The sequence below is a fragment of the Shewanella khirikhana genome (genome assembly GCF_003957745.1).
Taxonomy (GTDB): domain Bacteria; phylum Pseudomonadota; class Gammaproteobacteria; order Enterobacterales; family Shewanellaceae; genus Shewanella; species Shewanella khirikhana.
Map to the genome: position 1 here is coordinate 21,231 of NZ_CP020373.1, position 22,275 is coordinate 43,505.

The window sequence follows — 22,275 nt, forward strand, 5'->3', positions numbered from 1 at the left end:
TGCTAAGGGTTAGCCACGGAAGAAATGCACATCCCGCTGCGGGAACGGAATGGTGATGCCTTCGGCATCGAAGCGCTGTTTCACCGCCTTGGTGATGTCCCAGTACACTTCCCAATAGTCGTCCGGTTTCACCCAGGGGCGCACCACGAAGTCCACCGAAGACTCGCCGAGCAGGTGCAGTTTTACTGTCACATCCGGATCCTTGAGCACCTTCGGATGGGCTCTGACTATCTCGGTCAGCACTTTTTCGGCGTGGTCGACATTGTCGGCATAGCTGATGCCAAAGGTCATATCCACCCGGCGATGGCGCTCAGCGGTGATATTGTTGATGGTATCGCCCCAAATCTTGTTGTTTGGGATGATAAGCCGCTGATTATCCAAGGTCTTTACGGTGGTAGATACCAGGCTCATATGGCTGACCCGGCCGGTTACCCCGGCGGCACTGATAAGGTCGCCCACATCATAGGGGCGGTAGATAAGGATCATCATGCCGGACGCGAAGTTCGACAGTGTGTCCTGCAGCGCAAAACCGATAATCACACCGGCAATACCGAAACCGGCCAGCAGCGGGCCAAGCTCAAAGCCCAGCTGCGACAGGGCAATCAGCACCCCGAGGGTGTACACGCCCTTCACCGACAGCGAGATAAAGAAGTCCTGCAGCAGCTTGCTGAACTTGAGTTTGGAGTTGCTGACGGCTTTCTTCACCAGGCGTTTCACCAGTTTGGCTACCAGGCTGGCTCCAAAGAGGATCAGCAGGAACACAAACACCTTGAACATCACCTTGGGGCCGTTTTCGATGGTTTGGGCCTCGGCGGCGCCCAGCCATTGGCTGAGCAGGCTGCCTACCACGTCGATGTCGAGCACATCCTGGGTGATGTCGCCGGAGACCTTGAACAGGGTTTGTTTCAGGTTGGCGGTGTCGGTGCCAAGCTCATCAAGCAGGCCGATGGCGGTGGATAAACTCTGGCTGTTTTGCTCCAAACGGGCCTTGAGTTCGCTCACCTTGGCGGTCTGCTCGGCGGTCACGTCTTTACCGGCCGCGCGGGCATCTTCCACCGCCGCTTGCAGTTGCTCCTGGGTGTAGTTCACCAGACTGGCGAGGCGATCGGCACGGTTACCAAGCGAAGCCTTGAGTTCGGCCCGCCGTGGTTCTGTGACCATGCCAAGCTTGGCGCCCCAATCGAGCAACTTAAGCTCGGTCTTGAAACTTTCATCCCGCTGACGCTCGCGATTGGACAGGGTGACCAGCGTCGGCGCGTCATTGTCTGTGCCCAGAGTCGCCTGCAGCCTGGCAATATCTGACTTCAGATAGCTTTGGGATTTCTGTACATAGGCCAGCTGATGCTCCACCAGCGCGAGCAGATATTGACTGTCGGCGTTGGGCTCTTCCAGGGCATTGCCCAGCATCTGTTGCAGCTCGCGGGTTTTCTCGCCGATGCGAAATTCGGTGATGGCCACCAACTCGCCCTTGGCGCGGCCGAGGGCATCCAGATCCTGACTGATACTGGTTTCCAGGCTGGTGACCCTGTTTTTGAAGTCATCGCTGACGGCGAAGGCCGGGGCAGACAGTACACTTGCCCCCAGCAGCAAAACGGGAATGAATCGATGCATTTTCAACATCCTGTTGCCAAAAGATGCATGCATCATAGCGACAGAAACCGCTGCGGTACAATTGCGGCCTCACAAGTGTGATCCCATCCGGGCGTATCTTTGATAGAATTCGCGCCTCAATAACCGAGGACTCCCCATGATTTGCAGCCACTGTCATTCCAACTTCAAAGCGACCGCCGTGAAGGCGCAACGTGGCAAGGGGTTTGAAGCCCAGATCCAGTGTCCCCACTGTGATGCCTGGCTTGGGCGCAGCCCATTGCTGGCCAAACTCAAGTTGCTGGGGTTTTATTTGGGCGTGGCGGCAGTGCTGACTGCCTGGTTGCATGCCCCCTGGCGGGGCCTGGCGATGTTGGCCGCGGGCTTTTGCCTGACGCTGCTGTTGGTATCACACCTGATGGATCAGCTGGTTGTGATTGAAGCGCCTGAAGTGGAAGACAAAAGCCACGAGCGGCAGAAATACCGTTAGAGCACGGTTTCCTGTGCGGCCAGTGAGGCTTCTACCCACCAGATCCCACCCAGAATGCCGCCAACTACCAACACGGCCACCAGAATAAGTTTGACGTTTTCTTTGAAGAACTGGCTCATCTCAAGCTTCTCCTGACACAGCAAGCAGACCATCTGCTCACTTATACACCATGGTAACCCTGGCGGCTTAAGGCAAGATTAACCCCGTCAAACCCGCATGATATGCGGAAAATATTCTGTAACCATTGGGTTATCGCAGTGGTTGCCAGTGTGTAAACCCTGCCGTAAACTTGAGCGGCTTAAATTTTGAGGGGAACCGCTGCGTGCGCTTTTCAGGATACAAACCCAATCGACTGATTGCTGTATGGCTTGCCGCCGTACTGGCAGTGCTGTCGTTTGTGTCCTCGGCCCACAGCGTGTCGCACCTCGATGAGGGTGCCAACAGTCACTGTACCCTCTGCTTCCATCAGCACCAGCTGAACAAACTGCTTCCCGGCACTGCCTCTGTGGCCGTGCCTGCCGGGGTTGTGCGTGAACTGCCTGTCAGCGAACCTGTGTTTGCTGTCACGGCTGACTCTCCCTCGCCCCAGGCCCGTGGCCCTCCTGCCGCTCCTTAAATACAACACATTTAACGCATTTTTTGACTTGTTTACCCGGTAGCGGCTTGCTGCCGGGTGTTTGCTGTATTTTTGGAGAATTTATGAACACCTTTCGTTTTTCTTTGCTGGCTACTGCCCTGATTTCTGCCACCGCCGCTGCCGAGTCGCCGACCCTGACCAACCCGGCCATCAGCGCCGTGTTGGATGGCTATTATCAGAGCGGCGATCGCGCCCTGGGTGGCCGCGAAGAAGGTTTTGGTCTGGGGGAGAGCGAGCTTGCCATCAGCGCCAATATCGATGACCTCTTCTACGGCAAGGTGACCACAGTGATTGAGGCTCACGACGGTGAGACCGAAATCGAGCTTGAAGAAGCCTTTATCCAAACCCTGGCCATGCCTGCCGGGTTCTCGGTTCGTGCCGGTCGCTTCCTCTCTGACATCGGTTATCTGAACAACCAGCACCTGCACACCGATGCCTTTGCCGACCGCCCTGCGGCCTATCGCGCCTTCCTCGGTGGTCACTATTTCGATGACGGTGTGCGCATCAGCTGGGTGGCTCCAACCGACCTTTACTGGACCCTGGGTTTTGAAGCCCTGAAGGGCGACAGCATGCGCGCCGAAGATGAGCACGGTGAGCGCGAGTTCGATACCGTGGGTGTCTATAACGCCTTTACCAAAATCGGTGGCGACATCGGCGACAACAGCTCCTGGCAGCTGGGTCTGGCGATGATGAACAACCGCAATGGCCGTCTCACGCCCCATGAAGAAGGCGAAGAAGCCCATGCTGACGAGGCGCACGACCATGGTCACAGCCACAGCGCAGCCTACACAGGTGAGAAAACCTATGTGGCCGATGTGGTGTACAAGTGGGCGCCAAACGGCAACTACAAGTATCAGCACCTGACCCTGAGCGGCGAGTTCTTCCGCGTCAATGATTTCAAGGCACTTGAGCTGCACGATGAAGATCATGCCGAAGAAGACGATCACGACCACAGCCATGGCAAGGACTACCACCAGGGCTGGTACTTAAGCGGTGTGTATCAGTTCAATCCCAACTGGTCTGCCGGTTTGCGTTACGGTGAGCTGGATACCCAGCTGGCCCATGACGACCACTTCGATGCCCAGAAACTCAAGGAAACCGAGTTCAGCCTTAACTGGCATCACAGCCATTTCTCTACTGTTCGCCTGCAGTACACCCGTCAGAAGGGCACCAACTTCGATGGTTTGAGCGATGACAACCTGTTTACTTTGCAATACGTGATGACTTTGGGGGCCCACGGTGCGCATCAATTCTAAAATCTCAGCGGCACTGGCCGCATTACTGCTCGGTCACAGCGCTGCGGCGCTGGCCGAGGTGAATATTTTTGCCTGCGAACCTGAGTACGCGGCGTTGGCGAAGGAGCTGGCCCCCGGGGCCAGCATCTACTCAGCCACCACGGCGCTGCAGGATCCGCATCAGGTACAGGCTCGCCCGAGCCTGATTGCCAAGATGCGCCAGGCAGATCTGGCTATCTGCGCCGGGGCAGATCTGGAAGTGGGCTGGCTGCCGATGCTGCAGATGAAGTCGGCCAACAGCGCCGTGCGTGATGGCAGCGAGGGCATGTTCTACGCCGCCGATGCCATCGATACTCTGGACAAGCTCGCCAAGGTCGACCGCGCCATGGGCGATGTGCATGCCAAGGGCAACCCGCACCTGCATTTCTCGCCATCGCGGCTGCTGACTGTGGCCCAGGCTGTAAGTGCCCGCCTGCAGCAAATTGATCCTGAGCACGCCGCCGATTATCAGGCCGCGCTGAGCCAGTTCAGCGACCGCTGGCAGGCCGCTATCCCACGCTGGGAAGCCGATGCCAAGGTGCTGGCGGGACGTAAGGTGATTGCCTATCACACCAGCTTCCGTTACCTGTTTGACTGGCTGGGGGTAGAGCAGGTGGCCGATCTTGAGCCCAAGCCGGGGCTGCCGCCTTCCAGCGGCCATCTGGCGAGTTTGCTTGAGCGCTCACGTCAGGGCGATGTGATGGCCATTGTGGTGGCATCTTACCAGGACACCCGCGGTGCCAACTGGCTGGCCGAAAAAGCCACCTTGCCGGTGGTGGTGTTGCCCATGTCTGTGGGGGGCAATGATGAGAGTCAGGATCTCTTCAGCCTCTACGACAGTGTCATCAAACTGCTGAAAGACGTGAGCTGACCTATGTTGAACTGGGATCTTCTGGACATTCTGCTGCCAGCGCTTGGCGCCGGTATTCTGGTGCTGTCCACCCATGTGGTGCTGGGCAGGCAGGTGCTGCGCCGTGGCATCATCTTTATCGATCTGGCCATTGCTCAGGTGGCGGCGCTGGGGGCGATTGTGTCCCATATGCATCCGCTGCTGGAAGAGGCGCCATTCTCCGGTTTGTGGATGCCGGCGCTGTTTGCGCTGGCGGGCGCCGGGCTGATTGCCTGGTTATCGCGGCGCATGGCCGGAGAGCTGGAGGCCATGATTGGCTGCCTGTATGTGCTGGCGGCGGTGGCGGCCATGTTGCTGCTGGCCAACGATCCCCATGGCGCAGAGCTGCTCAAGCAGCTGATGTCCGGACAGATCCTCTGGGTCAGCTGGGATCAACTGTGGCTGCCTGCACTGGTTTCTGCCGCTGTACTGGCGCTGATCATGGCGCGTCCGACCCTGCTTGATGGCCCGGCCTTCTACTTGCTGTTTGCGCTGGTGATCACCCTGTCGGTAGAGCTGGTGGGTGTGTATCTGGTCTTCAGTACCCTGATTTTGCCAGCCCTTGCGGTTAATCGCCTCACAGGCTCCCGTGCGCTCGGCTGGGCTTACGGCGTGGGGCTTTGCGGCTATCTTACCGGTCTGGTGCTGTCGGCAATGTTCGATTTGCCCAGCGGCGCCATGATAGTGGCAACCCTGGCACTGTCGGCGGCAAGCTTCCGGATAATTACCGCCAAAGCACGTCAATAGGGTAAAATGCGTCGCCAAAGCCTGATTAAGCCCACCGAGAGGTGGGCTTAATTTATTGATATATATGTTGATAGTTAAAATCAGCGAACACGTGTAAACAAAGGATTGTTCCTCAGGGCCTGTGTCGTTATACTGCGCAGGAGTTTTTACCGGGAGTATGTCGTGCTGTTAATCGTCAGATCCTTACTGCTTGCCATTATGTTGCTGGTTGCCTTTGTGGTGGGCAGTGTTGCCTGTGTCGTGCGTCCACGTCACAGGGACAATGTACATATGTTCGCCAAGTGGTTTTCCGCTGTGGCCCCTGTACTGGGGATCAAGGTGATTGTGCGCCGCCCCAGCGACGAGCGCAAAGAGCCTTGTGTGTACCTGGCCAACCACCAGAACAACTTCGATATGTTCACCCATACCGCCGCTGTGCCCAAGGGCACCGTGAGCCTGGGTAAGAAGAGCATTGCCTGGATGCCGCTGTTTGGGCAGATCTATTGGCTCTCCGGCAATATTCTTATCGATCGCAAGAACCGTAATCGCGCCTTTGAAACCATGGCCAACACCGCCCGCAAGATCAAAGACAAGTGCTTGTCGGTGTGGATTTTCCCCGAAGGGACACGCTCCCGTGGCCGGGGCTTGTTGCCGTTCAAAGCCGGTGCCTTCCACACTGCCATTGCCGCCGGCGTGCCCATGGTGCCCGTGCTGGCGTCCAACCAATGCCATATCAAGCTTAACCGCTGGAACAATGGCGTGGTGATCATCGAAGTGATGGAGCCCTTTGAAACCAAGGGGCTGGACAAGAGCAATGTCAAAGAGCTGTCTGAGCGAATTCACGCGGCCATGTCGGCCAAACTCGAGCAGCTTAACCGCGAAGCCGAAGCCCTGATGAAGAAGGCGCGTCTGGCCAACTGACGCTCTTTTGGATCTCTGTTATACTGCGCCCAAACTGCGCCGCCCGTGGTGGGCCGGCGACTGAGTTTGTTATTGGAGTCAGCCCATGTCTATCGAGCGCCTGCTGAAGGCCCAACAGGAAGAGACCCGCGATATTGTTCAGTCACTGCTGGACGACGGTTCCGATCCCCATGCCGAGTATATAATTGAGCACCACTTCTCAAGCACCAATTTCGATCGTCTCGAAAAGGCCGCCGTGGATGCCTTTAAACTGGGTTTTGAAGTGACTGACGCCGAAGAGCTGGAGCTGGAAGACGGCAGCCTGATCTTCTGTTTCGATGCCATTGCCAACCACAAGCTGGATGCCGATCTGATTGATAAGGCCTGTGAGCAGCTGCTGAATCTGGCGGTGAAGCAAAAGGTCGATTACGACGGTTGGGGCACCTACTTTATGGGTGATGATGACGAGCTGGACGACGAAGACGATGAAGAAGACTTCGACGACGACGGCTTCCCCATCGAGCGCCACTGAGCCGTATCCCAAAGCCAGGCGTGAAAGCGCTAAGCAGCAAAAAGCCCGTCCAACGACGGGCTTTTTTGTGGGCGAAACCTTAGGTTACTCGCTGTAAATCACCGAGCAATTACGGCCTTTTTGCTTGGCTTGGTAGAGGGCATTATCGGCGTTGGCCACCCATTGGGAGGCGCTTTCGATAAAGTCGCCCATGCCGCAAATGCCCAGACTGATAGTGACCTGAATTTTTTTGCCTTCAAACTGAATGGGCGAGTTGGCCACCTTTTCCCGCAAACGCTCGGTGAAGTGCAGCGCTTCTTCGCAGGACGTCCCCGCCAATACCACCGCAAACTCTTCACCGCCATAACGGCCGGCGCAGTCGGTTTCCCGCAGCGATTGACTGAGCAGATGGGCAATGTGCTGGATAACCTTATCGCCCGCCACATGGCCGTGCTCGTCGTTTACCTGCTTGAAGCGGTCGATATCGAACATCACCAGGCTCACAGGGTCGCCATAGCGGTTAAAGCGTTCATATTCGCGGTTCATGCACATCTGCCAGTGCCGGCGGTTATTCAGCTGAGTCAGGCCATCGGTTTGGCTCAGGTGCTCCAGCTGCTCGTTGACGCTCTTCAGTTGCAAGCGGTGCACGGCCACATCGGTTACGTCGTACACGATAATGCTGATATGGGTGATTTGCCCTGTGAGGGATGCCAGCGGCAGCAGAGTCACGTTCTGGTACATAAACTCGGCGCGGCCGGTAATGGGGCGATAGTTTTTGAATTTAAAAACGTAAGGACGCTGCTCCCAACTGATAAAGGCGCGGTTTTTCAGAAGGTAAACCGACTCCATTTTCTTTTTCAGCCAGCCGGCGGGCAGATCGGGAAACTCGTCAAACAGGTTTTTGCCCTTGATGGAATTGGGCGACACGCCGCTGTGGTTTTCCATAAAGCCGTTCCACAGGGCGATATTGTAATTTCTATCCAGCACCACCAGCCCGACCTCTATGGTTTGCACCATATCGATCAGCCAGTGAAGCTCATTCATCAGGTCTGCATCATTGGACATCTGCTGTCTTGCCTCAATCTTCATCCAACATGTAGCCGAGCTTGTAGGTCAGGGTCGGCAGCGAGTCTTCGGTGAACAGGAGCAGGAGGTCACATTCGATATTGTGGTCCTCGATGCGGTAGTTGATTTCCATCGCCAGGGTGCGATGCCATTTCTCGGCGTTGTCGTGGATAAGGTCGTTCACTGTGCAGTGACGCCCAAGCACCACGGGGTGAGACTGGCTGAAGTGCATATCCAGTTGCTCTGCGATGCCGCTGAGGAAGGCGCCAATCAGCACGTTACCTGTGTCGATCAGTACTTCCACCTCGGTGGCGGCATCATTGGGGTCGTCCAGCTTCATCAGCTTGGCCATGTCCTGGAAGCTGGAGTCATGGAACAGCAGTAAGGCTTCGCCCGCGACCCCGGCGCTGATAAAGCCCTGACACAGGGCAGTGATCTTGGCACTGGATTCGGTGGCTTTCAGTGCCATGGTGAGTTCACTCACTTCCAGCACGTTTACCCGTGGAATGGGCAGCAGCACAAATACATCGAGCAGCTTGGCCAGCAGATCAGCGGCGCGGCCCATGGCCACGTTGGCAATTTCCTGGCAGGCATCGCGCAAGTCCACCTTGATAAGCGGATTCTCTTCTTCCTGCTCCAGCTCGCCATCGCCTGGCACCAAAATGCCGTATTCCTGCAGGATGGCAGCAATGGCCTCAGCGCTGACTGGCTTTTGAATAAAGTCCAGTGCACCCAAGGCTTTAACCCGTTCGTGGGCCTTAATTTGAATGTCGCCTGAGACCACGATAATCAACGCGGGCAAGTCTTGCTGCTGCACGGTTTGCAGCACCTCATAGCCATCCATCACCGGCATGTTGAGGTCGAGAAATACCACTTCGCCTTTACCGGCGCGTATGGCTTCAAGGCCTTCGGCGCCATTGGTGGCGAAGGTAATGTCGACTTCCCAGTCCTTGGGCAGGGTGCGCGCCATCTGCTTGCGAGCCATGGCTGAGTCGTCACAAATCAATACTGGAAGTGCCATGCTGGGGATGAGTCCTCGTTCATTCTTATTATTCAAGATAACACCAAATATGGGTGTCAGCCTGTTTCTGAGTGCTTCTTCGGGAAAGTTAAAAGAGAATCGGCAGGCCAAAAGTCGTAAAAAAACCGCCAACGTATGCACACTTAGGGCGAATCATACTCTGCTGACTTTGACGTGCAATACAGTTACGCACAGGAATGTCAGAAAACTGACACTCGTCAAAAGTCTGCATATGTTAAAGCCAATAGTGATTTATGCCAAATGTGTTACCATCCCGACCTGGACAGACCAGTTGAGAGCCGCCATGACAGCAAGCACAGTGACAGTGGAATATCAGGGAGAGACAGCTCTGGTGACCCTGGATCGCCCCGATAAATTCAATGCCCTGAATTACGAGATGTTTTTGGATATCTGCCGGGTGCAGAAACAGCTGAAACGCCAGCGTCATATCCGGCTGGTGATAGTGTCGGGTCGTGGTAGCAATTTCTCCTCCGGGCTCGATATCAAGAGCGTGATCAAAAAGCCGCTGCAACCCATTGGGCTGCTCGCAAAATGGCTTCCGGGAAACGCCAATCTGGCCCAGCGGGTCTCCATTGGTTGGAGCCGGTTGCCGATGCCGGTTATCGCCGTGATTGAAGGCTATTGCTACGGCGGCGGCATGCAGATTGCGCTGGGGGCAGACTTCAGAATTGCCAGCCCTGGGGCCAGGTTATCTGTGATGGAAGCCAAGTGGGGCCTGGTGCCGGATATGGCTGGGCTGGTAAGCCTGCGTAACATTATGCCCAAGGATAAGGCGCTGGAGCTGACCATGACGGCACGGGTGCTGGACGCCGTTGAGGCCGAGGGACTGGGGCTGGTTACCTGGGTCGATGAAGAGCCCATGGCCCGGGCGCAGGCGCTGGCCGATGAGCTCCTTAAGCGCTCACCCGATGCGCTGGCGGCGATTAAGTTTTCCACCCACAACAGCTGGAGCGCCAGTATTCGCAGCCTGCTGGCCCGTGAGTCCTGGTATCAGCTGCGACTACTCCTTGGCGCCAATTTCCGTCTCGCCGGAGCGCGGGAGCAGGGCAAGACGGATAAGCCGTATCGTCCAAGACAAAGATTCTGGTAATTTACCGGCAGGGTCCCATTTGCCTCACACAACTGAGGCGCCGGACTTGCCCTCGCACCATCAAAGCGCCGACAATCGGCGCTTTATTTTTTGTTTCGCGTTAAACGTCAGGAAGACTCTGGATGAAGAACAAACTCGAACGCCTGCTGTGGAGCAGCCGTCTGTCGGTGATTTTTGGGGTGGTTGCCTGTGTGGTGGCGGCCCTGGTGGTATTTGTCATGGGCGCCAAGGACATGCTGCACATGTTCCACCTGCTGTGGGATTATCTGGTCAGCGGCAGCCTCGAAGTGCGAAACGATCTGGTGATGGTGGTGATTGAAATCCTCGATACCTTCCTGCTGGGCGCCGTGCTGCTGATTTTTGCCTTTGGTTTGTACGAGCTGTTTATCCGCGACATCAAACCGGCTTCCGAGTCGGATGTCGGCGGTAAGATATTGATTATCAGCAGTATCGATTCGCTCAAGAGCAAGCTTGGCAAGGTCATCCTGATGATGCTGGTGATCAAGCTGTTCTCGTTTTTCAGCGAGCTTAAGCCCCAGAGCGCGCTGGAGCTGGTGTACATGGGCATAGTGGTGGTATTGGTGGCGCTGGCACTGATGCTGACCAAGGACAAATCCTGATAGAGAAGCTGTCCTCAAAGCACAATCAGTATTGCGGACCTACTGCGGCGGTGCTTCCTTGATGCTGGCGGCAAAGCCGCGCAGGGCCGACAGCACCTCGGCCCAGGCGTCAGGCTCGCTGATATTGAGTGACAGGGTCAGCTGGCGATACTGCATGCCATCTTTGGCCGAGGCCGCCGCGCGGCGCAGCGGCGCATTGGCGAGGCTGGCGGTGTTGCCATCCGGCGACTGAATATCCAGCACCGGCACTTCCTGCACCGCCACCAGTCCTGGCAGGCGGTCGTCAAATTCCGGTGAGCTGCTGTAAGGGTTAATGATCACCAACAGATCCGGCGGCGCCACCTTGCCATCATTGAGCAGGCTCAGGATCAGGGCTGCGCTTCTGTCCATGGCCACCAAAATCCGTTTGCCTGGATAGGCGGCACCAATCTGGGTCAGGCCGGTGAGGCTGGCTTCGACAAAACCAAGCTGGGTTTCCACGTGTTTTTGCCACTCTTCCGGCTTGTATTTTTCCATGGCCTTGGCGGCCGGGGTGCTGAGCTGGCCTTCTCCTGCCTTGGTAATTTCTTCCGGCGCTGTGGTAAAGCTGGGGTGGGGAGGGCTCTTGGGCGGCGTCATGCTGATGCTGGCCCAGCCTGTGGGGCTTAGGCCACTGCGAAGGTAGGCCACCAGCCCGGGGGCATCGGGGCCAAAGCCGGTGTCGGCAAAAATAATCGCTGCGCCGTGCTGCTTTTTACCTTCCCAGGGGCGCACCAATACAGGTAAGTCCTGTCCTTCCACCTTGATGCTGCGCAGCTGGCGGCTTTGCAAATAATCGAAGGCCGGGTCGTCGGCTGCAACGGCCACGCCAAACAATAAGCTCAGGCTCAGGACAATAAGGGCGCGCATGGGATTCCCGTGGTCAAAGCGGATAACCCTCTGATAATAACCCATGGCACCCTCCTGTTAGAACTCCAGGCCTGATATTCGGCAAGGTCTATTGCCCGAGGGCATAAAGGCGTTTGCCCGCCACATGGGTTTCAAGCACCTGGGTTTGCCAGATTGCGGCAGGTTCAGCGGCGAAAATATCCCTGTCTACCAGGATAAAATCCGCCATGCTGCCTTCGCCAAGGCTTCCCAAATCCTGCTCCTGAAAGGCGCCGTAGGCTGCATCCACAGTGAAAGCTCGCAGCGCCTCTGCCAGGGTCAGTTTTTCTTCCGGGCGCCAGCCACCTGCGGGCTGATCCTGATGATCCTGGCGGGTCACCGCGGCATGCAGCCCATGGAAGGGGTTAGCCAGTTCCACCGGGAAGTCGGAGCCGCCAACAATCGGACTGCCAAGGTCGGTAAGGGTACGCCAGGCATAAGCGCCCTTAAGTCTGGCTTCACCGAGACGATCGCCCGCCATATTCATATCCGAGGTGGCATGGGTGGGCTGCATCGATGGCAGCACTTTGAGTTTGGCAAAGCGAGGCAGATCTGCCGGGGCGACCACCTGGGCGTGTTCGATACGATGACGGGCCGCTTCGCGGGATTTTTTATCGAGTTTGACCAGCTTATCCAGCACCATGCGATTGGCCCTGTCGCCGATGGCATGAATATTGGCCTGAAACCCGGCGGTGGCCACGGCTTTAATGAGGCTGCCAAGTTCCGGCTCTGGGGTAACAAGCAGGCCGGTCTCCCCCGGTCTGTCGCTGTAAGGGGCGAGTAGCGCGGCGCCGCGGCTGCCAAGGGCGCCATCGCTGTAGATTTTTACCGAGCGTGCCACCAGCTGCTGCTTATCATCCAGTATCGGCCCCTGTTTAAGCCAGGTTTCAAGCTCGGGGGCCGAGGCCGACAACATGGCATAAATCCGCACCGGCAGCTTGCCTTCATCCTTCAGCGCCTGATAGTCCGCCAGCTCATCGGCGCCTATGCCTGCGTCATGAACGCTGGTGATCCCAAGGGACAACAGATGGTTAAACGCCGTGCCAAAGGCGGCGCGACGCTCGGCCGTGGTGGGCTCAGGGATATGCTGCTCAAGCAGCGCCATGGCGTTATCTACCAGCACGCCGGTAGGTTCGCCATTGGCGTCTTTCAGGATTTGGCCGCCATCCGGATCCTGGGTGTCTCTGGTAATGCCTGCCACCGCCAGCGCCTTGCTGTTGGCCCAGCCGGCATGACCATCGACGCGTCTGAGCCATATCGGCTTATCCACGCCTGCAGCATCTAAAGACGCGCGGCTCGGGAAGCCTTTGCTTTGCCAAAGCTCCTGATTCCAGCCTCGACCCAGCACCCATTGTAGTGCTGGATTAGCCGCGGCGAAGGCCTTGACCATGGCGGCTGCGTCCTGCTCGCTGGCGCTTTCACGCAGCTCTACCCTGGACAGGCTCTGGCCCAGCCCCAGCACATGGCCGTGACCATCAATCAGCCCCGGCAGCAGTGTCTTACCTTTGCCATCAACCACTTTGGCCTGTTCAAAGCCTTGCGCACCATTGCCCCGCGCCAGCACCCGGCCGCTGACATCGTCGTAAACCAGTTGGTTAAAGGTGACCAGATTGCGCCCGGCATCGAATCCATAGCCCTTGATATTTTTCAGCATGATAACGTCGGCGCTGGCCTGAGTTGCGAGCAGTGGGCTCAGGCTCAGGGCGCCCAGCAGTGCGGCGCGGATGGCCTGTTTGATACTGCGCTTGTTGATGTTGTGGCTGATTGCAGCGGCGGATTGCAGGGCGGGCGTTTGGCGGCGCTGTTGGGGGCATTGCTGGCGAGGATGTTGGCAAAGCATGGGCATTCCTTGTTTGAGTTATTTTTATTCTTTAACGGGTTATACCATCCTCTTTCCCGTATCGTCATCGAAAAAATGGCGAAAAAAAGACCCGCACAGTCGGGTCTTTTTATTGAGCTTCTTACAACAAACGTCTCAGCAAATGTCGCTGGGCTCTGGCTCGGCTCAGGCGTGGCTTACCAGCACCAGACGAATGGCATCCAACTTCAACTGGGTGTTGCCAAGGTAGCCTGACAGCTCGGTAATCTGGCCTTTGAGGTGCTCCAGCTCTTCGTCACGGATGTTGGGGTTGACCGCTTTGAGTGACTCCAGACGTGACAGTTCCGCCGTCAGCTGGGTTTCCATGCGGCTGCGGGCATCCCCGGTGAGTTTGGCCAGCGCTTCTTGCGCCACGGCTTCACCATTGGCAAACAGTGGGTGCAGCATGGTTTGAGACGCGTTCACCAGCTTGCTGGCGATATGGCGGTTCACTCCGGAAAGCTGCTTGTCGAAGCTGTCGTAATCGACCTTGTCTGACAGATTGTTGCCGCTCTTGTCCAGCAGCACCCGGATAGGTGTAGGCGGCAGATAGCGCTGCACCTGGCTGGCCTTGGGCGCCGAGGTTTCGGCGAGGTACATCAGCTCCAGGAACAGGGTGCCGGCGGGCAGGGCCTTGTTCTTGAGCAGCGCCACACAGGTGGTGCCTGTGTCAGAGCCTGTGATGAGATCCAACCCGGTCTGTACCAGCGGGTGCTCCAGGGTGATCAGGGCAATATCGTCACGGGACAGCGCCGTGTTGCGATCGAAGGTGACGGTAATGCCATCTTCGCTGAGGCCTGGATAGGTGGGGAACATCATATGATCGGTGGGGTGCAGCACAATGCAGTTTTCGCCGCGATCGTCCTGATCCAGACCAATCACATCCCACAGCCGCAGCACAGAGGCAATCAGATCTGTGTCTTCATCGGCATCGGCAAGTTTGGCCGCCAGGGCTTCGGCGCGGGCGCCGCCATGGCTGTTGAGTTCCAGCAGCTTGTCGCGGCCCTGTTCCATGGCTTCCTTAAGCGCCTTGTAGCGCGCCTGGGTGTCGGCCATCAGCTCAGCTTCATCTTCCATCTCACCGGCGAGCATGGCCAGCAGACGGCCCTTGAACTCGCTGAACAGCAGATGGCCGCCGGGGCAGGTCAGCTCGAAGGCACACAGACCCTGGTGGTACCAGTTCATCAGCTGTTCCTGAGCAGTGTTTTTCAGGAATGGCAGGTGAATTTGCACATCATGACGCTGGCCGATACGGTCCAGACGGCCGATGCGCTGCTCCAGCAGATCCGGATTCAGCGGCAGGTCGAACAGCACCAGATGGCTGGCAAACTGGAAGTTACGGCCTTCTGAGCCGATTTCGGAGCAGATCAGCGCCTGGGCGCCGCCTTCTTCCTGGGCAAAGTAAGCACCGGCCTTGTCACGCTCGATAATGGACATGCCTTCGTGGAATACTGTGGCCTGAATGCCTTCGCGGGTGCGCAGCGCTTCTTCCAGCGCCAGTGCGGTTTCGGCTCGGCTGGCGATGACCAGCACCTTCTTGGAGCGGTGGGCTTTCAAAAAGTCGATAAGCCAGTCGACTCGGGGGTCGAACTTCCACCAACTGGCGTTGTTATCATCAAACTGCTGATAAATACGTTCTGGGCTCAGCACCTGGGCTACCTTGGCTTCGGCGGTCTTGCTGCCGCCCATCATGGCGTTTACCCGCATGGCGGTGGCGTATTGCTCAGGCATATCAAAGCCGTAGCTGTGGAAAATACGTTTGGGGAAGCCTTTTACCGAGGCGCGGCTGTTGCGGAACAGCACCCGGCCGGTGCCGTGGCGATCGAGCAGCTCCTGCAGCAGTTCGTCGCGGGCGGCCTGACGCAGTTCTTCATCGAGGTTTTCGGCCTGAATTTGGCGGATGGCCGGGGCTATGTCTTTTTCAGACAACAGCTCGGTCAGGCCGTTGATGGCGTCGTCGGAAAGCTTGATGCCACGGGCGAGGGCATCGGCGGCTTCGGCCACGGCCTGATAGCCTTTTTCTTCATTGAGGAAGGCTTGATAGTCGTAGAAACGATCCGGATCCAAGAGGCGCAAACGGGCGAAGTGGCTCTGGTGACCCAGCTGATCCGGCGTTGCGGTCAGCAGCAGTACCCCGGGCACCACGGCAGCCAGGGCTTCCACTACCTGATAGGCGCGGCTTGGCTCGTCTTCGCTCCACTCCAGATGGTGGGCTTCATCCACCACCATCAGATCCCAGTCGGCATCCAGCGCCTGCTCCAGACGGCGTTTCTTACGCAGCAGCTCCAGCGAACAGATAACCAGCTGCTCTGTGTAGAAGGGGTTGTCGTGATCGGCAAAGGCTTCCACGCAGCGGTCTTCATCAAATACCGCAAAGCGCAGGTTAAAGCGGCGCAGCATTTCCACCAGCCACTGGTGGCGCAGGGTGTCGGGCACTATCACCAGAATACGCTCGGCGCGGCCGGTCATCAGCTGCTGGTGAATAATCAGGCCCGCTTCGATGGTCTTACCCAGACCTACTTCGTCGGCGAGCAATACGCGGGGGGCGTGACGGCGACCCACTTCATGGGCAATCCACAGCTGGTGCGGAATAAGGCCAACCCTGGGGCCTTGCAGACCCAGCATGTCGGAGGTGGCCAGCTTGTGGCGCAAAAGCTGCGACTTGTAGCGCACACCAAAGCGCTCGATACGATCGATTTGACCGGCGTAGAGGCGATCCTGGGGCTTGTTGAAACGAATATTGTGCTCGAGCAGGGTTTCCCTGAGCATGGTTTCTTCGCCATCGTCGGTACGCTTGCCGAAGTAGAACACTATGCCGTTCATCTCTTCGAGCTTGTCTACCGTCATGCTCCAGCCTTCGGCCGAATCAATGGTATCGCCGGGGTTGTAAATTACCCGGGTCAGGGGGGCTTCGGCCATGGCAAACATACGGTTTTCGCCGGTAGCGGGGAACAGCACAGTCACCATGCGCCCTTCAACCTGCACCACTGTGCCCAAACCCAACTCCGACTCTGTATCGCTTATCCAGCGCTGCCCAATCGCGAACGACATCTTACACTCTCAACTCAAGGGGAAACTCAAAGGGCGCGTATGTTATACCAATGGCCCGGATATTTGAATCAGACTAGATCCCCAAAGGCGTCAGCACAACCGCTGCGATTGTCACTTTCCTGTCATATGAACGTCTTTCAATGGCCATAAGGGATGTGAACACCGGCCAATGGATTCTGGCTTACACCCTTTGGACAGTTGAGCTTTTTGGGGAAGGGTGCCAGTATTAAGTTAATGACGGTATTTGATTTTGTCAGCCCAGGAGGACAAGGCCCCAACCACAAAAGCCAGCGCTGTAACAGTATCGCCCTATGTCACTAAAACCGGAGGCGCCATGGAACAAGACGACAGAAAGTTGTTTGTACTGGATACCAATGTTTTATTGCACGAACCCCTAGCGATTTACTCCTTTAAAGAACATGACGTCGTCGTACCGATGACAGTGCTCGAAGAGCTGGATCAGATTAAAGACCGCAAGCGGGATGTCAGCCGTGACGCCCGGGTCGCCATCAGGGCACTGGAAGATACCCTGGGCGGCGAAACCACCCCCGAACAAATCATCGAAGGCGTATCCCTGCCAGCCCGTGAAGGCCACGACGCCTCAGGCACCCTGGCGATTTTCCCCGACCACCAACTCGAAATGTCCACCGGCAGCTTGCCGGGCGACCATAACGATAATCGAATCATCAATACTGCGCTGCACTTACAAAAACTCCACGCCCCCAGGGCCGTGGTGCTGGTGACCAAAGACATCAATATGCGCCTCAAGGCCAAGGGCGCTGGCATCAAGCTGGTAGAGGACTACCGTACCGACCAGCTGATTGACGATATCCGCTTCTTAACCAAAGGGTTTCATCAGTTTGAAGGCAACTTCTGGGAGCATCTGGAAAAGGTATCCACCACCCGCCATGGCCGCCAGACCATCCACGAAGTGCCCCTGAAAGATTTGGAAGACGACCACCTCTATATCAATCAATATCTTATCGACGAAGAGTCCGACTTCTGTGGCCGGGTGATTTCCAAGGACGACACCCATCTGCATATTCTGGATCTCGGTCAGAGCCGTTTGCTCAATCTGGAAGCCTGGGGCATTCGCCCGAAAAATGTCTATCAGGGCATGGCCTTACAGGCGCTGCTGGACCCTGAAATCGACATGGTTATCCTCACCGGACCCGCGGGTTGCGGCAAGACCTTGCTGGCCATGGCCGCCGCGCTGGAACTGGTGGTGGAGCGCAATCAGTACGACAAGGTGATAGTGACCCGTAACACCCCTGAAATTGCTGAGTCCATTGGCTTTTTGCCCGGCACCGAAGAAGAGAAAATGGCGCCCTGGCTCGCGGCCATTACCGATACTCTGGAAGTGCTGCACAAAAATGATGTAAACCCCCATGGCTCCATGAACTACATCATGGAAAAAGCCAATATCCAGTTTAAATCCATCAACTTTATGCGTGGCCGTTCCATCCAGAATGCCATTGTGATTCTGGATGAATGTCAAAACCTTACCGCCTCCCAAATCAAAACCATGATCACCCGCATGGGGGAAGGCACCAAGCTGATTTGCTCCGGTAACCTGGCGCAAATCGATTCCAACTACCTGACCGCCGTGACCTCAGGTCTGACCTACATAGTGGAACGATTCAAGAACTTTGAGGGCAGTGCCAATGTCTACCTCAATGGTGTGGTCAGATCCCGTCTGGCAGAGTTCGCTGAGGAACACCTGTAATTCCTTCGGCGTAAATGCGGCAAAAACGGACCCCAACGGGTCCGTTTTTTGTACCTAAAGCGGTGTAAAACCAGCTACTTTGAAACATATTCAACGACAATTATTTTATGTGCCTTCAATCGGGTTCCTGTTACTATACCCAGTCAAGTTTTGCGGGGACAGGGCCCCGCCACAGGGGATGCGAAAGGTTTTTTGATGAAATCAAATGAGCCGGATCTTCAGCTCAAATCGCCTATTCAACGCAATTACAACCGGGCGGTGTTTTACACCTATATAGGTGTAATCGTCATGGCGTGTCTCACGGCCTGGTTCTTCTTCGACCGGGAAAAGACCCAGTTGCTGGCCCAGCGCGAAGAACAAATCGACAGGCACGTACTGCAAATCGACCTGCTGCTGGAATCCAGTATCCGCGCGGTAAAGTCGTTAAGAGACGTGGCCGTGGACCATTTACGGCTTGGGGAATTGGTCCGTAAAGAGCGCCTGCCCCAGTACGAAAAGTTCAATCAGGACGGCCAGTACTTCACCCTCGAACCCCACTATGCCGAAAGCGGCAAACCTTTCACCAATATGGGGCGGATCACCGGCATAGGCTCCCTCAAAGACAGGGTCGACAAGTTCTATCAGGAACTGGAGATGCTGTTCGAGCTGTCGCTGTCGTTCCCTGTGGCCAAAGAGGCGGCGCCCAAGGCATCGGCGATTTATTACATTTCCAAGCGGCGGATGATGTCCTACTACCCCTGGCCGCTGGATGAGCAACGCTTTCGCGACGAACTGCTGAACAAGAAACAGTTCCAACTGGCCACCCCGGCCATGAACCCCCAGCGCAGCGTGTTCTGGAGTGAGGCCTACCTCGATTCCAGCGACAAGGGGCTGCTGACCACCTTAGGCGTGCCCATCTATCTTGAAGATGAGTTTATCGGCTCCATCAATCTGGACATGACCCTGGCCTCGCTGGCGCGGCAAATCCGGCTGTATTTCAAGATGCCGGGCACAGTGATCCTGCTCGACCAGAGCAACAATATTTTGTCCCACTCCGACATGGCCAGCGAAGACCTCAAGCGGGTCTATCACATCAGCCAGCGTATTCCGTCTGAGCTGCATTCACTGCCGGAGTCAGAGCTGTTCGATGCCCAGGGCGGCGTTATTCGTAACGGCTACTACATTCACTCGGTGGCGCTGCATAACGCCCCCTGGCGTTTGTTGTATATACAAGATGTCGATGACCTGTTTAAAGACAGCTGGGAGAAGCTGCAGCTGACCTTTATTCTGGTGGTACTGGCGCTGTCGGTGCTGGTAACCATAGTGCACTGGCAGACCCGTCGCTCCTTCGTGAGTCCGGCGTCACGGCTGCTGTCGCACCTCGAAGGCTGCTCGGCCCAGCCGATGCCAGCGCCTGAGAAAGTGACCCCTGGTTGGGAGCCCTGGTTTGCACTGGTTAGCCGGATTTTTGAAGAAAACCAGCAATATACCAAGCACCTTGCCGAGCAGAACAAGCGCCTTGATAAGCTGGTGGCCCGCCGCACCGAGCGTCTTAAAGAAACCACAGAGCGGCGTGAGCGTGAGTACGCCTTGCTGCGCTCCTTGCTGGACTCAATCCCTGAAGCCATTGTCTTTAAAGATAAAGAAGGCCATTACCTCGGCTGTAACAAGTCGGCCGAACGTATGCTGGGCTTCAGCGAAGCCGAGATGATTGGCCTGTCCAGCGATGAGCTGACCAGTCCCGAGCAGTCCAGCCGTATCCGCGCCGAAGACGAGCAGGTGCTCAGTGAGCGTACGCCGCTGCGTTATCAGGAGAAGATTGAGCTCGCCGGCAAGCCGGTGCTGCTCGATACCCTCAAGCTGCCGTTTTACAACCGCCGCGGCGAGCTGATGGGTCTGATTGCGGTATGGCGTGACGTGACCCGCGAATACGAGTCGGCCGAGCAGCTGCGGCTCTCGGAAGAGCGTTATCACCTTGCCATGGACGCGGTGGAAGATGGCCTGTGGGACTGGTATCTCGACTCAGAGCAAATCATCTGTAACCCGGCCTATTACTCGATGCTGGGCTACAAGACCAACGAATTTCCGGCGCTGTTGTCGACCATCGACAGCCTAATTCATCCGGACGATCGCATTCGGGTGCAGGAATATCGCGAGCAATACCTCAAAGACCCGATTGGCGCCTATGAGATTGAGTTTAGGATGCGCGCCAAGACCGGCCAATACCACTGGATGCTGAGCCGTGGCCGGGTGGTGGAGTTTACCCAGGATGCCCAGCCCAAGCGGATGGTGGGTACCCACAAAGACATTACCCGCCACAAGAGCAACGAAGTCGCACTGCTCGAAGCCAAGCAGGATGCGGAACTGGCGAACCTGTACAAGAGTGAATTCCTGGCCAATATGAGCCACGAGATCCGCACCCCGATGAACGCCATTATCGGTATGTTGCAGCTGGCCGGGCGCACCAGTCTGACCGAGCAGCAAAAAGATTACCTCGATAAGGCCAGCTTCTCGGCCCAGTCGCTGCTTAGGATCATCAACGACATCCTCGACTTCTCCAAGATTGAGGCCGGTAAGCTGGAGCTGGAAAAAGTCTCCTTCCCGCTGGATAAGGTGCTGGACCACACCCTGGATCTCAACGCCCTCAAGGCGCAGGAGAAGGGCATTGAGCTGCTGCTGTACGCCCCTGTGACCGCCGGGCTGATGCTCAAGGGCGATCCGCTGCGTCTGGGGCAGGTGCTGATTAACCTCTTGTCCAACGCGGTTAAATTTACCCAGCACGGCGAAATTGAACTTGGCTGTGAAGATGTGGGCGAGCGTGACCATCGCATTACTCTCAAGTTCTGGGTGCGCGATACCGGTATAGGTATCAGCCGCGAGCAGCAGGACAAGCTGTTCGACGCCTTCGCCCAGGCCGATGGCTCCACCACCCGCAAATACGGTGGTACCGGCCTTGGTCTGTCCATCAGTAAGCATCTGGTGTCCATGATGGGCGGCACCATGCAGGTTGAGAGTGAGCCCGGCGTGGGCTCCACCTTCAGCTTTACCGTGAGCTTCGAGATTGCAGAAGAAGCCAAGGCGCCGCCAATGATAGTACCCGAGCGGCTGGCAAGCCTGCGCACTTTGGTGGTGGACGATAACCCCACTGCGCTGCAGATTTATTCCACAGTGATGCGCGACTTCCACTTCGAGGTGGAAACCGCCGCCAGTGGCGCCGAGGCGCTGTATAAGCTGGGTCGCCAACCGGTTGATCTGGTATTGCTCGACTGGATGATGCCGGAAATGGACGGCATTCAGGTGATAGATGCCATCGACGATATGGTCGCCGAAGGAAAGCTGGCCACCCGGCCGGTGATCATCATCATGACCGCCTATGCCGCTGAGCCGCTTCGTATGGATCTGGACAGCGATCGGGTATTTGCCATGCTGCAAAAACCGTTCAAGGCCTCCAGTCTGTTCGATGAAATCATCCGCGCTTTCGCACCGGCCGCCCCCGAGGCGCTGCCGGAGCCGGAAGTGAGCCACGACAGCGAGCACAAGGGCGTGGTGCTCTTGGTAGAAGACAACTTTATCAACCAGCAGGTGGCCACCGAGCTGCTGAAGAGTGCCGGTTACGAGGTGGATGTGGCCGATAATGGCCAGATTTCACTCGAGATGGTTGAAAAACGCAGCTACGATGCGGTACTCATGGATATTCAGATGCCGGTGATGGACGGTCTGACCGCCGCCACCGAGCTTCGCAAGCGTTACAGTTTTGATGAATTACCCATTATCGCCATGACGGCCCATGCCATGTCCGGCGACAGAGAAAAAAGTCTGGCTGCGGGCATGAATGCCCACATTACCAAGCCGATAGTGCTCACCGAGCTGTTTGAGACGCTGAGCCACTGGATAGGACACAAAGAAAAACATCGGACCCCCTGA

Annotated in this window: 18 protein-coding genes; 11 read left to right on the forward strand and 7 right to left on the reverse strand. The window is 56.8% G+C overall.

Annotation, left to right across the window (positions count from 1 at the left end):
- Positions 1 to 9: 9 nt before the first annotated feature.
- The gene (locus STH12_RS00115; RefSeq protein WP_164551111.1) at positions 10 to 1,611 is read right to left on the reverse strand and encodes a mechanosensitive ion channel domain-containing protein; all 1,602 of its coding nucleotides are present in this window, start codon (positions 1,609 to 1,611) and stop codon (positions 10 to 12) included.
- A gap of 136 nt (positions 1,612 to 1,747) precedes the next feature.
- Between STH12_RS00115 and STH12_RS00120 the strand changes: the two genes are divergently transcribed.
- Entirely contained in the window at positions 1,748 to 2,077 is a 330-nt protein-coding gene (locus STH12_RS00120; protein WP_126165672.1) for a hypothetical protein, read from the forward strand.
- On the opposite strand, the gene STH12_RS21720 is transcribed toward STH12_RS00120, so the two are convergent.
- On the reverse strand, positions 2,074 to 2,196 hold the full coding sequence (locus STH12_RS21720) for a hypothetical protein (RefSeq protein ID WP_257791721.1): 123 nt from the start codon (positions 2,194 to 2,196) through the stop codon (positions 2,074 to 2,076). The genes STH12_RS00120 and STH12_RS21720 overlap by 4 nt on opposite strands.
- Before the next feature lie 203 nt (positions 2,197 to 2,399).
- Here STH12_RS21720 and STH12_RS21595 point away from each other — a divergent pair, with 203 nt between their 5' ends.
- From STH12_RS21595 to rraB, 6 genes are all read left to right on the forward strand, one after another.
- Entirely contained in the window at positions 2,400 to 2,693 is a 294-nt protein-coding gene (locus STH12_RS21595) for an ABC-type zinc uptake system zinc chaperone (protein WP_237158691.1), read from the forward strand.
- Positions 2,694 to 2,776: 83 nt separating this feature from the next.
- Positions 2,777 to 3,970 carry a hypothetical protein gene (locus STH12_RS00130; RefSeq protein WP_126165673.1) on the forward strand — a complete coding sequence of 398 codons (1,194 nt, stop codon included), beginning with the start codon at positions 2,777 to 2,779 and terminating at the stop codon, positions 3,968 to 3,970.
- Positions 3,954 to 4,859: a metal ABC transporter solute-binding protein, Zn/Mn family gene (locus STH12_RS00135; protein WP_126165674.1), complete on the forward strand. Its 906-nt coding sequence runs from the start codon at positions 3,954 to 3,956 to the stop codon at positions 4,857 to 4,859. The genes STH12_RS00130 and STH12_RS00135 overlap by 17 nt, the downstream gene beginning before the upstream one ends.
- 3 nt (positions 4,860 to 4,862) lie before the next feature.
- A complete protein-coding gene (locus STH12_RS00140) occupies positions 4,863 to 5,624 on the forward strand; it encodes a metal ABC transporter permease (RefSeq protein ID WP_126165675.1) in 762 nt (253 codons plus the stop codon).
- Between the two features lie 162 nt (positions 5,625 to 5,786).
- On the forward strand, positions 5,787 to 6,524 hold the full coding sequence (locus tag STH12_RS00145; RefSeq protein WP_126165676.1) for a 1-acylglycerol-3-phosphate O-acyltransferase: 738 nt from the start codon (positions 5,787 to 5,789) through the stop codon (positions 6,522 to 6,524).
- 85 nt (positions 6,525 to 6,609) lie between these two features.
- Positions 6,610 to 7,035: a ribonuclease E inhibitor RraB gene (gene rraB, locus STH12_RS00150; protein WP_126165677.1), complete on the forward strand. Its 426-nt coding sequence runs from the start codon at positions 6,610 to 6,612 to the stop codon at positions 7,033 to 7,035.
- Positions 7,036 to 7,119: 84 nt separating this feature from the next.
- Here the strand turns inward: rraB and STH12_RS00155 are convergent, their stop codons facing one another.
- On the reverse strand, positions 7,120 to 8,079 hold the full coding sequence (locus STH12_RS00155) for a sensor domain-containing diguanylate cyclase (protein ID WP_126165678.1): 960 nt from the start codon (positions 8,077 to 8,079) through the stop codon (positions 7,120 to 7,122).
- A 13-nt stretch (positions 8,080 to 8,092) separates the two neighbouring features.
- Positions 8,093 to 9,100: a response regulator gene (locus tag STH12_RS00160; protein ID WP_126165679.1), complete on the reverse strand. Its 1,008-nt coding sequence runs from the start codon at positions 9,098 to 9,100 to the stop codon at positions 8,093 to 8,095.
- A gap of 304 nt (positions 9,101 to 9,404) precedes the next feature.
- Here STH12_RS00160 and STH12_RS00165 point away from each other — a divergent pair, with 304 nt between their 5' ends.
- A complete protein-coding gene (locus STH12_RS00165; RefSeq protein WP_126165680.1) occupies positions 9,405 to 10,211 on the forward strand; it encodes a crotonase/enoyl-CoA hydratase family protein in 807 nt (268 codons plus the stop codon).
- A 122-nt stretch (positions 10,212 to 10,333) separates the two neighbouring features.
- Entirely contained in the window at positions 10,334 to 10,831 is a 498-nt protein-coding gene (locus STH12_RS00170) for a YqhA family protein (protein WP_126165681.1), read from the forward strand.
- Between the two features lie 39 nt (positions 10,832 to 10,870).
- Here STH12_RS00170 and STH12_RS00175 read toward each other — a convergent pair whose 3' ends face one another.
- The 3 genes from STH12_RS00175 to rapA all read right to left on the reverse strand — a co-directional run bounded on the left by STH12_RS00175 (position 10,871) and on the right by rapA (position 16,646).
- The gene (locus tag STH12_RS00175; protein WP_126165682.1) at positions 10,871 to 11,764 is read right to left on the reverse strand and encodes a DUF3530 family protein; all 894 of its coding nucleotides are present in this window, start codon (positions 11,762 to 11,764) and stop codon (positions 10,871 to 10,873) included.
- 43 nt (positions 11,765 to 11,807) lie between these two features.
- Positions 11,808 to 13,391, reverse strand: a complete 1,584-nt coding sequence (locus tag STH12_RS00180) for an amidohydrolase (RefSeq protein WP_126169364.1) — start codon at positions 13,389 to 13,391, stop codon at positions 11,808 to 11,810.
- 351 nt (positions 13,392 to 13,742) lie between these two features.
- Positions 13,743 to 16,646 carry an RNA polymerase-associated protein RapA gene (gene rapA / locus STH12_RS00185; protein ID WP_126165683.1) on the reverse strand — a complete coding sequence of 968 codons (2,904 nt, stop codon included), beginning with the start codon at positions 16,644 to 16,646 and terminating at the stop codon, positions 13,743 to 13,745.
- Positions 16,647 to 16,980: 334 nt separating this feature from the next.
- On the opposite strand from rapA, the gene STH12_RS00190 reads away from it, so the two are divergent.
- Together STH12_RS00190 and STH12_RS00195 are read left to right on the forward strand one after the other, a co-directional pair.
- On the forward strand, positions 16,981 to 18,372 hold the full coding sequence (locus STH12_RS00190) for a PhoH family protein (RefSeq protein WP_126165684.1): 1,392 nt from the start codon (positions 16,981 to 16,983) through the stop codon (positions 18,370 to 18,372).
- Positions 18,373 to 18,567: 195 nt separating this feature from the next.
- Positions 18,568 to 22,275, forward strand: coding sequence for a response regulator (locus STH12_RS00195; RefSeq protein WP_126165685.1), 3,708 nt, complete (start codon positions 18,568 to 18,570; stop codon positions 22,273 to 22,275).

Bases quoted from the DNA above. Each gene is read 5' to 3' on its own strand.
- STH12_RS00115 (WP_164551111.1), bottom strand. From the start codon at position 1,611: ATGCATCGATTCATTCCCGTTTTGCTGCTGGGGGCAAGTGTACTGTCT.
- STH12_RS00120 (WP_126165672.1), top strand. From the start codon at position 1,748: ATGATTTGCAGCCACTGTCATTCCAACTTCAAAGCGACCGCCGTGAAG.
- STH12_RS21720 (WP_257791721.1), bottom strand. From the start codon at position 2,196: ATGAGCCAGTTCTTCAAAGAAAACGTCAAACTTATTCTGGTGGCCGTG.
- STH12_RS00130 (WP_126165673.1), top strand. From the start codon at position 2,777: ATGAACACCTTTCGTTTTTCTTTGCTGGCTACTGCCCTGATTTCTGCC.
- STH12_RS00140 (WP_126165675.1), top strand. From the start codon at position 4,863: ATGTTGAACTGGGATCTTCTGGACATTCTGCTGCCAGCGCTTGGCGCC.
- rraB (WP_126165677.1), top strand. From the start codon at position 6,610: ATGTCTATCGAGCGCCTGCTGAAGGCCCAACAGGAAGAGACCCGCGAT.
- STH12_RS00155 (WP_126165678.1), bottom strand. From the start codon at position 8,079: ATGTCCAATGATGCAGACCTGATGAATGAGCTTCACTGGCTGATCGAT.
- STH12_RS00160 (WP_126165679.1), bottom strand. From the start codon at position 9,100: ATGGCACTTCCAGTATTGATTTGTGACGACTCAGCCATGGCTCGCAAG.
- STH12_RS00165 (WP_126165680.1), top strand. From the start codon at position 9,405: ATGACAGCAAGCACAGTGACAGTGGAATATCAGGGAGAGACAGCTCTG.
- STH12_RS00170 (WP_126165681.1), top strand. From the start codon at position 10,334: ATGAAGAACAAACTCGAACGCCTGCTGTGGAGCAGCCGTCTGTCGGTG.
- STH12_RS00175 (WP_126165682.1), bottom strand. From the start codon at position 11,764: ATGGGTTATTATCAGAGGGTTATCCGCTTTGACCACGGGAATCCCATG.
- STH12_RS00180 (WP_126169364.1), bottom strand. From the start codon at position 13,391: ATGCTGAAAAATATCAAGGGCTATGGATTCGATGCCGGGCGCAATCTG.
- rapA (WP_126165683.1), bottom strand. From the start codon at position 16,646: ATGTCGTTCGCGATTGGGCAGCGCTGGATAAGCGATACAGAGTCGGAG.
- STH12_RS00190 (WP_126165684.1), top strand. From the start codon at position 16,981: ATGGAACAAGACGACAGAAAGTTGTTTGTACTGGATACCAATGTTTTA.
- STH12_RS00195 (WP_126165685.1), top strand. From the start codon at position 18,568: ATGAAATCAAATGAGCCGGATCTTCAGCTCAAATCGCCTATTCAACGC.